This window comes from Vibrio sp. Of14-4, assembly GCF_022347625.1.
In the GTDB taxonomy this organism is placed as follows: domain Bacteria; phylum Pseudomonadota; class Gammaproteobacteria; order Enterobacterales; family Vibrionaceae; genus Vibrio; species Vibrio pristinus.
In genome coordinates, this window is the sequence record NZ_JAKRGI010000012.1 from 45,787 (window position 1) to 60,032 (window position 14,246).

The 14,246-nt window shown below is 42.2% G+C and carries 12 protein-coding genes and 1 pseudogene; 10 read left to right on the forward strand and 3 right to left on the reverse strand.

Features of this window, described 5'->3' with window-relative positions:
• Positions 1–125 precede the first annotated feature (125 nt).
• Positions 126–1,232: a 1-acyl-sn-glycerol-3-phosphate acyltransferase gene (locus MHN79_RS13045; protein WP_239173248.1), complete on the forward strand. Its 1,107-nt coding sequence runs from the start codon at positions 126–128 to the stop codon at positions 1,230–1,232.
• Positions 1,233–1,242: 10 nt separating this feature from the next.
• On the opposite strand, the gene MHN79_RS13050 is transcribed toward MHN79_RS13045, so the two are convergent.
• Entirely contained in the window at positions 1,243–1,842 is a 600-nt protein-coding gene (locus MHN79_RS13050; protein WP_239173249.1) for a hypothetical protein, read from the reverse strand.
• Positions 1,843–1,952: 110 nt separating this feature from the next.
• Positions 1,953–2,252, reverse strand: a complete 300-nt coding sequence (locus MHN79_RS13055; protein WP_239173250.1) for a DUF406 family protein — start codon at positions 2,250–2,252, stop codon at positions 1,953–1,955.
• A gap of 478 nt (positions 2,253–2,730) precedes the next feature.
• Here MHN79_RS13055 and MHN79_RS13060 point away from each other — a divergent pair, with 478 nt between their 5' ends.
• Complete coding sequence (locus MHN79_RS13060) at positions 2,731–3,192, forward strand: TetR family transcriptional regulator (RefSeq protein WP_114783495.1); 462 nt, start codon at positions 2,731–2,733, stop codon at positions 3,190–3,192.
• A gap of 46 nt (positions 3,193–3,238) precedes the next feature.
• Here the strand turns inward: MHN79_RS13060 and MHN79_RS13065 are convergent, their stop codons facing one another.
• The gene (locus tag MHN79_RS13065; RefSeq protein WP_239173251.1) at positions 3,239–4,795 is read right to left on the reverse strand and encodes a PAS domain-containing methyl-accepting chemotaxis protein; all 1,557 of its coding nucleotides are present in this window, start codon (positions 4,793–4,795) and stop codon (positions 3,239–3,241) included.
• A 329-nt stretch (positions 4,796–5,124) separates the two neighbouring features.
• On the opposite strand from MHN79_RS13065, the gene MHN79_RS13070 reads away from it, so the two are divergent.
• From MHN79_RS13070 to MHN79_RS13105, 8 genes and pseudogenes are all read left to right on the forward strand, one after another.
• Entirely contained in the window at positions 5,125–6,252 is a 1,128-nt protein-coding gene (locus MHN79_RS13070) for a two-component system response regulator (RefSeq protein WP_239173252.1), read from the forward strand.
• Positions 6,253–6,421: 169 nt separating this feature from the next.
• Complete coding sequence (locus tag MHN79_RS13075; RefSeq protein ID WP_239173253.1) at positions 6,422–7,426, forward strand: response regulator; 1,005 nt, start codon at positions 6,422–6,424, stop codon at positions 7,424–7,426.
• Positions 7,426–7,869 (forward strand): PAS domain-containing protein, encoded by a 444-nt coding sequence (locus tag MHN79_RS13080; RefSeq protein ID WP_160928057.1) that lies wholly within the window; start codon positions 7,426–7,428, stop codon positions 7,867–7,869. Before MHN79_RS13075 ends, MHN79_RS13080 begins: the two co-directional genes overlap by 1 nt.
• Before the next feature lie 63 nt (positions 7,870–7,932).
• Positions 7,933–9,411, forward strand: a complete 1,479-nt coding sequence (locus MHN79_RS13085; RefSeq protein ID WP_239173254.1) for an NAD(P)H-hydrate dehydratase — start codon at positions 7,933–7,935, stop codon at positions 9,409–9,411.
• 252 nt (positions 9,412–9,663) lie between these two features.
• A complete protein-coding gene (locus tag MHN79_RS13090) occupies positions 9,664–10,707 on the forward strand; it encodes a GMP reductase (protein ID WP_160928053.1) in 1,044 nt (347 codons plus the stop codon).
• Between the two features lie 401 nt (positions 10,708–11,108).
• Complete coding sequence (locus MHN79_RS13095; RefSeq protein WP_239173255.1) at positions 11,109–12,038, forward strand: HNH endonuclease; 930 nt, start codon at positions 11,109–11,111, stop codon at positions 12,036–12,038.
• A 240-nt stretch (positions 12,039–12,278) separates the two neighbouring features.
• Positions 12,279–13,200 (forward strand): annotated as a pseudogene (locus MHN79_RS13100) (LysM peptidoglycan-binding domain-containing protein); the annotation flags it as partial.
• 289 nt (positions 13,201–13,489) lie between these two features.
• Positions 13,490–13,894, forward strand: coding sequence for a hypothetical protein (locus MHN79_RS13105; RefSeq protein ID WP_239173256.1), 405 nt, complete (start codon positions 13,490–13,492; stop codon positions 13,892–13,894).
• The last annotated feature ends 352 nt before the right edge of the window (positions 13,895–14,246 follow it).

Genomic DNA, 14,246 nt, shown 5'->3' on the forward strand with positions numbered 1-14,246 from the left:
GCTGCGAGTTTTTATCTATTCAACAAGTAAATGCTGGTCTGACCTGAGCGTTATCTATGATGTATAGCTGCTAATCCAATGATCTCAGAGTAGAATAGAGCTGTTCTCTAATAAATAAGTACAATATGACTGTTAATAACGACCCTTATCACGAAATTCGTCCTTACAATGATGATGAAATTCCAGCAGCGATTAATCGCCTCATCGCCGATGAAGAATTTATTAGTGCAATTCTTCAGCACAAGTTTGCTAATCATGCTGCTTGGTTTAAGGCCTTAATGTCTCCATTGGTGAAAGTCTATCTCAAAATGAAGTGGTCTAAGCTTAAGTCGGTAGACAGTATTCAACTCGAAGTAAAAAAGTATCTTGAACAAATATTGAATACCACTACCAATGGCGTGTCATACTCGGGTTTGGATAGACTAGACAAGCAGAAGTCGTACCTTTTTATCTCAAACCATAGAGATATCGCGATGGATCCTGCCCTGGTCAACTATGGTCTCAATAAAACCGAGCACAAAACGGTTAGAATTGCGATTGGTGACAATCTGCTTAAAAAGCCGTGTGCGACCGAGCTGATGAGGCTCAATAAAAGTTTTATCGTTAAACGTTCTGCCAAAGGACCTAGGGAAATGATGAAAGCACTAGGCACTCTTTCAAGCTACATCAAGCATTCTTTAGACTCAGGAAACTCAATTTGGATTGCACAGAAAGAAGGGCGAGCAAAAGATGGAAATGACTTCACTGATCCAGCGATTTTAAAAATGTTTCACGTTGAAGGTCGCAAGCAAAAAATTGAATTTTCACAATATATACAATCTCTTCGAATTGTCCCTGTGTCCATTTCCTATGAAAATGATCCATGTGATGTGTCGAAAGCGCTAGAGTTACACCAACTTGAGACTCAGGGTAGCTATGAAAAAAGCGAATTTGAGGATATTGAAAGCATTGTTCAAGGTATTGTTGGTGAAAAAGGGCGAGTGCATGTCGCTTTTGGTGACGTGCTAGAAGGAGAATTTGATTCACCAGAAGCTTTGGCTGAAGAAATTGATCGACAAATTCATGATAACTACAAGTTTTACCCAATCAATGAATTAGCAGCGGGTAACGATGATGTTGCTCAAAATGTTAAGGATAAGCTTTTAGCGAAACTGAGTCAGTTACCAGAGGGAGCAAAAGCGCATCTGCTAGCTAGCTACGCTAACCCAATCAAAAACAAAAGCGCTTCATGAGCGCTTTTGTTTAAGGTGCAACAGCTCCACCCAGATCTAAGTTTTTAGGCCATTTGGATATACGGTTTCCACCAAGGAAAATATTGCCTTTTACGGTCATTTTATCGGGAAATTCTGTGATTTTCGAACCACCAATGTATAAGTTTCCTTCAACAACTATGCCTTCTGGTAATGCATTTAAGGGGGTTCTGATGACACTCAGGTCTCCCTTTACTTTTAAGCGGGGTGGAAGCCTTGTCAGTGGAGTATCTGTTAGGTTTATGTAGCCGCCGACTTTGACACCTCCTGGCCAAGATGCGATTTGTGATGCAAGTAGGTTTGCATAGCCTTTGATATTTACCCCTTTAGCGATCTTTTTGAGTGCACTATTTGAAGCATCTAAACTGCCTTGAATATCAACATCCGCTGGGATTTCTTTGATGCTTGTTTTGGCAATATTAAGGTTACCCTTAACCACCAAACCTGCTGGTAACTCCAAGTAAGGCTTATTACGAAGATCTAAATTTCCGTAGTTATCAATATGGTTCAAGATATGGTAATGGTTAATTGGCTCGCTCAATACTGTACTAGCGAACAAGCCTGTTATAACAAAGATGAGCCATGGCCGCATGTTTTGACTCCAAGAGTGCTTTGTAACAAGTATTAACGAAAGGCTGTTACTGGGTCAACATTCATGCTGCTTCAACGACGAAAAGCAGGAATTTAGTCCTCTGTCCGATATTATTGGGCGAGAGAGCGTGTTTTGAGCTCAAAAATTAGTTTTTCAGCACTTACACCAAATTGGAATTTGACCGTTAGCTGAGTGGAATCTTCGGTGACAGGTGATACTTGGTATTGGACTTCCTTAGATACTTCGAAAGCAAGCGCAACATATTTTTCTAATTCAGTTTCTAGTGCCTTTTTGTGTTCAGCGTGTATAACGACTTCTGCGATGTCATCGCCTTCTTTAATAATGAAACCGATTTCTCCAGCACAGCCGCACGCTTCGCAGACTTCAGCCTTTTCTGTTGTTTTGTTCATTATCTCAATCCTCTTACAAAAAGTATGGTTATTCTATCGTTCTGTTTAGCAGTTATCCATAAAAACATTTGTATTTATAAATATTTCTGTTTCGAAGTTACGTTTAATTCAGGCCTTAGAATTGATAGACATGTCAAATAATGTGATGTTAATCATATTGTAGAGAAATATCATGTGCTTATGAGCTAATGATAGTATTCATCGAGTTGTAAGAAATCGTAATTTATACGATTATCGCAAGTTAATTATACGAATCAGCAATGTTTCCCGTTATTTGCATATTTATTTTTGATTTCAAAGGGGTGTGTACTATTACTCATCGCAGTGGATGTGAGATCACCTAGTTGTGCTTTGGGACGCTCTTTAGCCTTTTTGTTGTTGACATCATAAGTTTGACTGAGAGTTATGCAGGCTTGTTAGCGGGCACCATAGTTGATTTGTGTAAGTTAGATGGATTTACAAAGAGAAGAGCATAACCATGCCAAAACGTAGTAAAGAAGATACTGAAATCACGATTCAGAAAATAATGGATGCTGTCGTGGACCAACTGTTGCGTTTGGGATATGACAAAATGTCATATACCACCCTAAGCCAGCAAACGGGCGTGTCTAGGACAGGAATAAGTCATCATTTCCCCAAGAAAACTGACTTCACAGAAGCGCTAGATGGACGAATCTTTAAGTTATTCATTGAGCATTTAAACTTAGATGGAAGCCTAACAGACTTTTCAGACAGCTGGAGCAACGCGTTGGAGCGTTCGGAGTTTTTGGCAATATTACGTTTGCTATTTCACCACATTGTTACGTCAAAAAATGCTCATAGCTTTGCAAAAAGTGGTATCGAGCGCATATACCAGACCGCGGAATCTCAGTTTGGAGAAACTAGTGCCAAAGAGGTGGAGTGGTTGATTGGCAAGTCTTTAATTCGGATGTCGCAATAGCCGATTCAAATATACGCTGCCTTCCAAACATGGAAGGCATTTATTTTTACAGCTTTCTAAACTGGTTAACTAGCTGACCTTGAGAATTTAAGTTGTCAACTAACGTCTCACACTCTTCCTTAGTGTCACTGGCCAAGATATTGGTCGCAGAACATACCTCGCTTATGGATTGAACGCTAGAGTTCATATCCTCAGTAACACGAGCCATTTCTTCAATTGCGGTTGCAATTTGATTGTTTCGGTCTGAGATGTCTGTCACTTGACCGAATAAAGCGTCTAGCTTTTCACCTGATGTGCTTGCGCAATCGACACAGACATCTGAAAGTTTGTTGCCCTCATCCATTGCCTGTACGGCTTTATCTGTGCTGGTTTGTATTAAATTAATGATGTTTTGTATTTCTTCAGTCGATTCATGACTTCGCTGCGCGAGTTTACGTACCTCGTCTGCAACGACAGCAAAACCTCGCCCTTGATCGCCTGCCCGCGCAGCCTCTATCGCTGCATTGAGAGCGAGTAGGTTGGTTTGTTCAGCGACACCTTGAATGACGATAAGTACCTCGCCTATGGTCCGTCCATGCTCTGAAAGTTGCTGAACCACTTCTGAGGCCACACCCAACTGACGGGAAAGCTCATTCATAGAAGAAACAGTCTGTTCGACAGAGTCTTTGCCTTCGACGACCGCTTCGTTGGCTTTTTCCGTGGCATCTGAAGCGTTTTGAGCATTTTGAGCAATTTCATGAGCGGTAGAATGCATTTGATTTATTGCAGCGGCCACTTGTTCAGTCTCAGATGTTTGCCCCGACAGGTTGTCTGCAGTTGTTTCACAGTTTTGAGCGGATGACTGAGCAGCACCAGCGATTTGGTGATTGGAGTCCTGAATACGTCCCACAACGGCATTGAGCTCGGATTGTCTCATCTTAAGCGCTAACGCGATTTCTGAAATATCATCAATATGACCGTTATATACCAATTCCATTAGTGGATTGTTGAATACTTCTCTGGCTTGCGTGGAAAGTGCTTCCAAACGACGAGTCAGCATATAGCCTGACAAAGTCGCTAATATGAAAAATAACCACACAGCTCCGATAGCTGAAAAGCTCGCGACTGTTGTCGCAATGATGCCTGAGCCAAGTAAAGCGCCTGCTAGACGTTGCCATAACCGAGTTCTGGGTAGTTTTAGCTTACTGGGCGTTTTACCTGCTTTTAACTGGGCATAGATTTTCTCGGCGTTAGCAACATGCTTACGACTAGGACATAAACGAACGGATTGGTACTCAGCGATTTGGCCGTTGACTTTTATAGGGGATGCAAAAGCATCGACCCAATAATGATCCCCATTCTTGCAGCGATTTTTCACTATCCCCATCCAAGGCTTTCCAGCCTTTAGAAAGTTCCACATATCATTGAATGCTTCAGGCGGCATATCTGGGTGGCGAACGATGTTGTGTGGCTGATCCACGAGTTCGTCTAACGTGTACCCAGCAACATCACAAAACTCTTTACTGGCATAGGTAATATGACTACTGGTTTTAGTAATCGAAAGTAAATTATATTCGGGTGGGTAAGTGACTTCTTTCTGTGTCACGGGTTCGTTAACACGCATTGTGTATACCTGCTTATTTTTAACTAACCAATATTGATATATTCGTCATTAGTATATGCACAAAAATGGATATTTGAAAAATCCATGGTGTATTTGACTTTAGTCGTCTTGTGCTAATCGTTAATAAATGTCTATTTCGTATATATAACTCTTTAAAAGTGAGAGCGTACAATGATTATGCATCTCCTTGACGAGGGGGAGTTGTACTTCGATACTTAGAAGATTCGAAAGCTTACTAGTCACATCCGAGTTTTGTATGATTTTTTCGAAGCAGACTTTAAGTGACAGACTTGTATGGCTTTTGTTGAATTTTTATGTCAGGAGTAGGCGTGGAAGAGCATCTGGCTAGCGTTTTGATTGTTGATGACAATGCTGAAAATAGAGTGTTGCTTAGCGGGTTATTGAAGCCACATTATCGTGTGTTTGTCTCTACTGGGGGCAAACAGGCGCTAAATATTTGTACGAAAAAACAGCCTGATATCGTGTTGTTAGATGTAATGATGCCAGAGATGGATGGTTATGAGGTGTGCGAACAGCTAAAAAAAGACCCGGTAACCTGTGATATCCCTATAATATTTTTGACTGCCAAGTCTGAAATCGAAAACGAGCAACGAGGCTTTGAAGTCGGGGGAGTCGATTATATCCACAAGCCGGTGAGCCCACCGATATTGCTTTCCCGTATCAATACGCACCTGAAATTAAAACATGCGGTTAGTGCTCTCGAAGAGCAAAATGAGCGTCTAGAAGAGCGAGTGCAAGAGCGTACTTACGAGCTAGAAATGTTGCAGAACGCAACGATTGGCGCCATGGCCTCGTTGGCAGAGACTCGTGATAACGAAACAGGAAACCATATTCGCCGCACTCAAAATTACGTCAAGGTACTTGCGGAAGAGCTCGTGAATATGGGGCATTATGTTGATGAGCTAACCCCAGAGTCAATTAATTTGCTCTATCGGTCGGCTCCTTTGCATGACATCGGAAAAGTGGGGATTCCAGACGAAGTCTTGCTCAAGCCGGGCCGTCTGACATCAGAAGAGTTTGAAGTAATGAAACGCCATACGATTCTCGGCCGAGCGGTGTTGATGTCGGTAGAAGACTCGATTGATTTTAAGTGTGAGTTTTTAACCTTGGCAAAAGAAATTGCTTATAGCCATCAGGAGAAATGGGACGGTAGTGGATATCCAGAAGGGTTAAAGGGCACGGATATTCCTTTGAGTGCTCGTTTAATGGCGCTGGCTGATGTTTATGACGCTCTGATTTGCGAGCGAGTTTATAAACCCGCTTTTCCCCACGACAAGGCACTTGAAATTATTGCAGAGGGAGAGGGCACACATTTCGAACCTTTGGTGGTCCAAGCTTTTCTTAACATAGAACACGTATTTAGAGATATAGCGACCAAATATCGAGATGAAAACTTTAACGAAGACGTATTCAACTCTGGAGCCGACGATGAATAGTAGTAAGCGGCTGGTGTGGTTTTTACCATCGGCTAGTCAATGTGTTGTGGTTTGGCAACATTAATTTTTCTGCTCGGTTCTTGTGTATTTTTTGCTTTAACCACTTCGAGATCCTGAGCATCTGTTACACTGAAACTATTGATAAAAATATTATTGATTAGGTGCATTCATGTCTTTACCTGTTCTCATCTGTGATGACTCTGCGCTCGCCCGCAAGCAAATGGCGCGATCACTGCCCCCCGCTTTAAATGCAGACATCACTTTTGCTGTTCATGGCCTTGACGCTTTGGAGCAGTTGGAACAGAACGACTTTAAAATCATGTTTCTTGATTTAACCATGCCTGAACTTGATGGCTTTGGTACTTTAGATGAGATTCAGGCTCGCGGCATTGACATCAAAGTTGTGGTGGTTTCGGGGGATATTCAGCCCAAGGCGAAAGAACGTGTGATGGCTTCTGGCGCCAAAGCTTTTATCCAGAAGCCGATAGACAAAGACATACTTAATGGTGTGCTGAAAGAGCTGGTTGAACCTCCATCTCAGCCGCAAATGGTCGCTCCTGCGCCACTTGATCTGCCTGTCCTTAAACGTCGTGATATATACCGAGAGGTAGCAAACGTTGCGATTGGTGTCGCGGCGGATGCGCTTGCACGGCATTTTGACGTATTTGTGCACCTTCCACTACCGAACGTGAATATATTGGAAGTCAGTGAACTGCAAATGGCGCTAAGAGATCTGGCCGATAACGACCAAGTGTCTGGAGTCTGTCAAGGCTTTAGCGGTGAAGGGTTAGCAGGGGAAGCTCTCGTGCTCTTGAGTGACTCGAGTGTGTGCGACCTTAAAAAATTGATGAAGGTGCCTGCTGAAAGTGAAGAGCTTGAAGAGCTAGAACTGCTGATGGATGTGTCGAATATCTTGGTAGGCTCGTTTCTTAATGGCTTGGGTAAGCAAGCGGAAGTGCGTTTTTTTCAAAGTTCACCAGAGCTGTTAGGTCAACATATTTCAATAGACTCGATTATTCAAAATACAGAAGGCGCGTTTCAAAAGACCATGACTTTTGAAGTGAGCTACAACATTGATGGTACGGCAATTCGCTGTGATTTATTGTTTATGTTCGTTGATGAATCGCTTCCATTACTCGACGACAAGTTATCCTACTTAATGGAGGACTTCTGATGGTCAACCTTCCTGCCGAATTTGAGCAGTTTCACTGGATGGTCGATATGGTACAAAACGTCGACATGGGTTTGATAGTCATTAACAGAGAATACAAAGTTCAAGTTTGGAATGGCTTTATGACTCACCACAGTGGTATGCATGGTCATGATGCGATTGATAAATCCATTTTTGAAATTTTTCCTGAAATCCCAGAAGAGTGGTTTAAAATGAAAACCAAGCCTGTCTATGATCTTGGTTGTCGTAGCTTTATTACTTGGCATCAGCGCCAATACTTATTCAAGTGCCGAAATGTTCGACCTGTTACCCAACAAGCGAAATACATGTATCAAAATATCACGTTGAACCCAATGAGAACCCCGACGGGCGAAATAAAGTCTTTGTTTTTATCCATACAAGATGCGACTTCAGAGGCGTTAAGTGTACTTAATCAAAGTAAATGATATCGCAGATATGATTAAATAAGGGTCAGATTAGTCTGGCCCTTATTACTTTTAGGAGAACACATGTCATCAAGTATTCCGCTTTATCGCGCTGAACAGGTTAAGTCAGGAGAAGTAAAGGCGGCAAAAGCTAAGTCCATTGCTATGTATGAGCTAATGCTTAGGGCGGGAAAGGCGGTATTTGATCTAATGTGTCACCAATACCCAGATTGCAGCCGAGTGCTGGTGGTATGTGGTGGTGGTAACAACGGTGGTGATGGTTATGTGATTGCTAAGTTAGCCCTTGAGGCCGGAATGCAGGTTTGTGTCTGGCAAAGTGTTGATAAAGACAAGCTCTCTGGTGATGCGCTAACCGCATATCATGATTTTCTCGCCGCAGGTGGTGAGACGCAAGCGCCGGATCTTGACCAAGAATTAGCCTTTGACTGTATTATTGATGCTCTGCTCGGAACTGGTCTCAAAGGTGAAGTAAGACCCAGCGCTGCTCAACTGATAGAAAAATTGAACAATAGTGGCGCAGACATTGTGTCTGTCGATGTGCCATCAGGGCTATCCAGTGATACTGGCCGAAGTTTGGGAGTGAGTATTAATGCCAAGCATACGGTGTCCTTTATTGGCCTTAAATGTGGCCTGTTTACGGGTCAATCACGTGATTATGTAGGCGAAGTTCATTTTTGCGGTTTGGGCGTTGAAGATGTGTTTGATAAGCAAAACAACCCAATAGCGCACCTTCTTAATTCTGTTTGTGATTTTGCGCCTTTAGAAAAACGACGCAAGTCTGCTCATAAAGGTCACCATGGGAAAGCACTCATTATTGGTGGAAACCAAGGTATGGGCGGCGCTGCATTGCTAAGCAGTCAAGCCTGTATGCGAGTTGGGGCAGGGTTAACCGCACTTCTCACTCACCCAGATAATACGCTTGCCTCAATCATTGCTTGCCCTGAAGTAATGGCGGCGTCGTGGGAAGATAAAAACCAGCTAGAACATAGGCTTAATCATTGGTGTGATTGTATCGCGATAGGGCCTGGGCTTGGCACTGACAGCGCTGCAAAAAAGATGCTTGATAGCGTCTGCTCATTAAAGCTTAATAAAGTATTTGATGCCGATGCATTAAACCTATTGGCTTCTCATCCCAGCAAAGATAACCAAAGAATTCTCACGCCTCATCCTGGCGAAGCCGCTAGATTGCTTGGTTGTTCGATTAATGACATTGAAAGCGATCGATACCGAGCGATAGAAAAACTGCATGCTCAATACGGCGGCGTAATTGTTCTAAAAGGGGCGGGCACCTTAATATTCGATGGTAAATCTATGTATGTTTGCAATGCGGGCAACCCTGGAATGGCGAGCGCAGGAATGGGAGATGTGCTTACTGGGGTGATCATAGGTTTGTTGGCTCAAGGCGACAATACTTTGAGTGCGGCAGTAAAAGGGGTGATGATTCATAGCCTTGCAGCAGACAAAGATGCTGAGAAAAACGGACAACGAGGGTTATGCGCTAGTGATTTGTTGCCACATATACGGTTTTTGGCTAATGATTAAAAGAGGTAGACAGGGGTGATGACAAAGCAGTCTTGCGGTGAAATTTGGTTTGCAGACATTCGAAATGGTACCACAAAAAAATTGCAAATATCAGTCTTGCGGGAAATAAATCACAGCCTATAATGCTGAAAACCGGAGCGTCTGCCAACGCTCCGGTTTTTTTGTGTCCGAAAAACAGTAATCGCGTCTGCCAACGCTTTTACACCGCAGTTTGTCAGTGACACTTACACTATCGAATCAAGGAAATGCACAATGCGTATCGAACAAGAACTTAAGTTAGGTTTTAAAGACGTACTCTTTCGCCCAAAGCGATCAACGCTCAAAAGCCGTTCTCAAGTTGAATTAACCCGCGAGTTTACCTTCAAGCACAGCGGCCGTCAATGGTCAGGCACCCCTGTAATTGCAGCCAATATGGACTCTGTCGGTAGCTTTGCAATGGCCAAAGCGCTTGCCGAGCATGGTGTGATGACCGCGGTTCACAAGCATTACACGGTTGATGATTGGGCTGAGTTTGTTAAAAGTGCCGATAGCCAAACGCTGAAAAACGTCATGGTTTCAACTGGTACCTCGGAAGCTGATTTTCAAAAGACCAAAGACATTATGGCGCTAAGCGATGAGCTTATCTTTATCTGTATCGATATTGCTAATGGCTACTCGGAGCATCTGGTTGAATACATTGAAAAAGTCAGAGTCGCCTTTCCAGATAAAGTGATTTCAGCTGGTAATGTGGTTACGGGCGACATGTGTGAAGAGCTGATTTTAGCTGGTGCAGATATCGTAAAAGTCGGCATCGGTCCTGGCTCTGTCTGTACCACGCGAGTGAAAACAGGTGTTGGTTATCCTCAGCTTTCAGCCATTATTGAATGTGGTGATGCGGCTCATGGCCTTGGTGGTATGATCATTGGTGACGGTGGCTGTTCATGCGCGGGCGATGTAGCAAAAGCCTTCGGCGGCGGCGCCGATTTTGTGATGCTTGGCGGCATGTTAGCCGGTCACGAGGAATCAGGCGGCGAACTGATCGAAAAAGACGGCCAAACCATGATGAAATTTTACGGCATGTCTTCAGAGTCGGCGATGAAGAAACATTCCGGCGGGGTAGCCCAGTACCGTGCAGCCGAAGGGAAAACCGTATTATTGCCATTTCGTGGCAGTGTTCACGGCACTATTTCAGACATCCTTGGTGGCGTGCGCTCAACCTGCACCTACGTAGGCGCAGCAAAGCTTAAAGAGCTTACCAAACGCACAACTTTTATCCGTGTACAAGAGCAAGAGAATAACGTGTTCGGGAAAGAGTAATCTATAAAACGATTGTTTTAATTTATAGAAATTGAGCCACTTTTTAGTGGCTCTTTTTTTACCTGAAATTTGGTAAAGGCGACAAAGTGGCGACAGTCGAACAACACACTGTTTGGGGGCTACTGCAAGTTTGCGAGTTATTTGTGAGTAATAGCCTCTGGTAAATGGTCTGTTGTTGGGTAGAAATAATGGATACATGGTATTCATACAAAGGAGATCACTATCGGTCGACTGTGATGCTATTTGTAAAAGTCTAATATTAAGTACGTATAGTCCAACCATAACAGTGGATGAACCTCTTATTTTTAAATAATTTCAATAATTTAAGAGGTAATATATAGGATTTATAAGAAGGATGTGCAACACTCGGCATTAAGTTTTATATGCAACTAGAGTGGAATATGTACTGGTGGGTTAATCATAAGCAGACTTACAAAGAAGAAATTGCAGGTGGTTACATTTGGTCGCCAAAGACAAATGCTAATGGTGCCAGAAACCAAAGTTACGAAAATATGCGCCAGACTCGAGTCGGGGATATTGTGTTTTCTTTTGCATTTGCTGAAATAAGAGCGGCCGGCGAAGTTATAGAGTCATGCATTTCTGCGGCTAAACCAGATGATTTTGGTGATAAAGGAAGCTATTGGGATAATGAGGGTTGGTTAGTCAAAGTAGATTGGATGGTTTTTGATAAGCCCTTTCGGCCGAAAGATCATATTGAACAAATTGGACCATACCTCCCAGAAAAATACTCTCCCATTCAGAAATCAGGAAATGGAAATCAGGGCTGTTATTTAGCAAGTATTAGTGAAGATCTAGCACATACTCTTTTCGAACTCGCGAGTTTCGAATATGGCAACGCATCATATTACTTAGATGATGACCCTGTATATGAAGTTCGCGAAGCGAATGTTGTAGATGCCATTCGGTTGGATCGTAGTATTACCGGAACTGAAAAGGAACAACTAATCACTGCAAGAAAGGGCCAAGGTAGATATAGGAAAAACCTTGAGCGTATTGAAACTCGTTGCCGAGTGACCGGTTTAAAACAAAAGTCGTTTCTAATTGCAAGCCATTGTAAACCTTGGAGAGATTGTAATAATCAAGAACGTTTAGATGGTAATAATGGTCTTTTGCTATCTCCCCACATAGATAAGCTATTTGATAAAGGATGGATTTCGTTTGCCCAAAATGGGGATTTGTTAGTCGCGAGCGAAAAAGTGGTGTCAGTACTGCATGTATGGGGCGTTAAATACCCACTCAATGTTGGAAGCTTTACCGAGGAGCAGGAAACATATCTTTCTTATCATAGGTTGTATTGTTTCACTGGCTAGATGTTTACGTTTGAAAGACAGTGGAGTCAAGTAGATTTCAATGTTTCTAATCTCAGTATGCCTAATAAAAACACACAATAAAAGCATCACAACCATGAATCAAACTCACAGAATCTAAACTCAATTCAGTAAATTTATAATGTAAATAACATTTAATTCAGACAATTAGATACTATTGGCGCAGTTTAATCTGAGTTAGAGTTTGTTGTAAGTTATAAAAGTGTACGATTAACTGAATTGATGGCGTATGAATTCGGTCAAGTTGAAGGAAACTTTGAAAATTTAGACGAGCGGGCATTAAAATCAGCGATTCCTCACGGGATGAATCATCGCCATTTTATCGATAAACTCAAGCAAGGTGAATTAGCCTTGCTGACTCATTCACCTGCAAGTCCTTTAATGTGCCGTGATGCGCTGAGTAAATCTTGGAGTCTATCGTCACAGGGGCAAGTGGTACTTTCTCCAGAAGCTGTCTAGAGCCAACTTAGCGAAGTCTGTCAAAGGTAATGCAGGCGGCTTTCGCAGCACTGGATATACTCCGAATATCGAAGACACATACACACCGGAACCAATTCGGCCAGCTAATCTTGATGAACAACCAAAACTTGAATACGAGTACAGCTTTGAAATCGCATGTTCCCACAAGGTATTTAAAAGTAAGGTTGGTTGTGAGTTTCAGCTAGCTAAAACTAAGCAAGAACAAGCTCTCGGGCGTTGGGAGCAGACCGTAACCGACCACGGAACAAAGTACACTACGAAAATGGCGGTTGATGAGCCAAAGCAACTTGTGGCGAAAGTTGCGGCTTATTCGATGGGGGTAAGCATTCTAGAAAGAGTTAAGGTTTACCCGATTGGGTCAAGTATTATTGAGGACGCGTTTATCCCAGTCATTCCTTCGGTGCAGTTGGGTGAACGTTTGGGACTTCCAACTCAAGGCTATTACTATCATTTTCATAATGGGCAATTAGTCCAAGAATATAAGTTGTTAGGAGATAAAAAGTGGGCTTTTTACGCCACTTGTTCTACCCACGACAAGCTTAATGATGAACAGGGCTTCAATATCGTTCAAAGTGCCATTCTAGTTTACTGGAAGTTAAGTGGTAAAAAAGTCGAAGACCAAAGCTTAGTTTATCTTGAGCAGCAGATTACTCGCGAGGAGCTTGCTGGTAGTGCTTGTAGTTATATTTGGTTTGTATATCCTATGTTGAGAATTGCATGGCAGATACCTTCTGATGATATTGTGAAATGGCAGAAAGATATCTGTGAAATCTTAGGGTCCAATTATCGTCTTTATTGGTTATCTACAATGCTTCTCAACTTAACATTGGCTGGCATTGCTGTGTTTATTATCAATGAGTGCCTACTAAGAAACTTTATTTGACTACTATTTTTGATGTAAAGTCGAATAATATACCTGAATTCAAGTGAGTAAAAGTTAGAGGAAATTATCTTTGATTGATATTCTTTTCAAACTTGGTTTCACGTTGTTTTTACCAACATTTCTTCCTTGGCTTTTTATTAATATTTTTCTCTCTTTAAAGCTTAGGCATAAAAGATTTGAGATGATTGAAGCTATCGCTGTTAGTGCACCAAAGAAATTCCGCACAAGAGCAAAATTAATGCTAGACAGTAATTTTTCTTGGGTTTTTGCCAGTTCAGCTGCCTATGCGTGGTACGTTTATCTAATGCTGAGGTTCGTTTGGAACATTCCAAGATGTGAGATTCTGGATTGGCGCGAACGTGCAGGAAGGTCTTATGGCCGATACGAAACTATTTATAAGGTATTCTCATATTTGGTAAATGTATCGGTATTAGGCTTTGCGATATTGATGTTCTGCCTAATATTGGATGAGTGACCATTAGTGATGGGCAGTGAATGAATATTCTATTTTCTACGTTGGTTACATTCTCCCTTGTCTGGATGTTTGTGTACTTTTATTACTCTCTGATATTTGGGCTCGGAGACAGAAGACATGTGAATAATCTGGTCGAGTGTCTGGCCAAAGATCCTGAGTTGTTTAAAGATAGACACCAACACTCACTGAGCGGCATTGGTGCGGGTGGAATCTTTACGGTTTTCATTCTTGCTTATCCATTTATACGGCATCGTAGGAGAAATAAAGCTTGGTCATTTGATATTTTTATGTGGCTAAACTGGTTGTTTTTTATTGTGGCTTCATATATTTACTTCTTCAGTTAGTCACTTCG

Bases quoted from the DNA above. Each gene is read 5' to 3' on its own strand.
- MHN79_RS13080 (WP_160928057.1), top strand. From the start codon at position 7,426: ATGGTCAACCTTCCTGCCGAATTTGAGCAGTTTCACTGGATGGTCGAT.
- MHN79_RS13055 (WP_239173250.1), bottom strand. From the start codon at position 2,252: ATGAACAAAACAACAGAAAAGGCTGAAGTCTGCGAAGCGTGCGGCTGT.
- MHN79_RS13095 (WP_239173255.1), top strand. From the start codon at position 11,109: ATGTACTGGTGGGTTAATCATAAGCAGACTTACAAAGAAGAAATTGCA.
- MHN79_RS13045 (WP_239173248.1), top strand. From the start codon at position 126: ATGACTGTTAATAACGACCCTTATCACGAAATTCGTCCTTACAATGAT.
- MHN79_RS13085 (WP_239173254.1), top strand. From the start codon at position 7,933: ATGTCATCAAGTATTCCGCTTTATCGCGCTGAACAGGTTAAGTCAGGA.
- MHN79_RS13050 (WP_239173249.1), bottom strand. From the start codon at position 1,842: ATGCGGCCATGGCTCATCTTTGTTATAACAGGCTTGTTCGCTAGTACA.
- MHN79_RS13090 (WP_160928053.1), top strand. From the start codon at position 9,664: ATGCGTATCGAACAAGAACTTAAGTTAGGTTTTAAAGACGTACTCTTT.
- MHN79_RS13075 (WP_239173253.1), top strand. From the start codon at position 6,422: ATGTCTTTACCTGTTCTCATCTGTGATGACTCTGCGCTCGCCCGCAAG.
- MHN79_RS13060 (WP_114783495.1), top strand. From the start codon at position 2,731: ATGCCAAAACGTAGTAAAGAAGATACTGAAATCACGATTCAGAAAATA.
- MHN79_RS13065 (WP_239173251.1), bottom strand. From the start codon at position 4,795: ATGCGTGTTAACGAACCCGTGACACAGAAAGAAGTCACTTACCCACCC.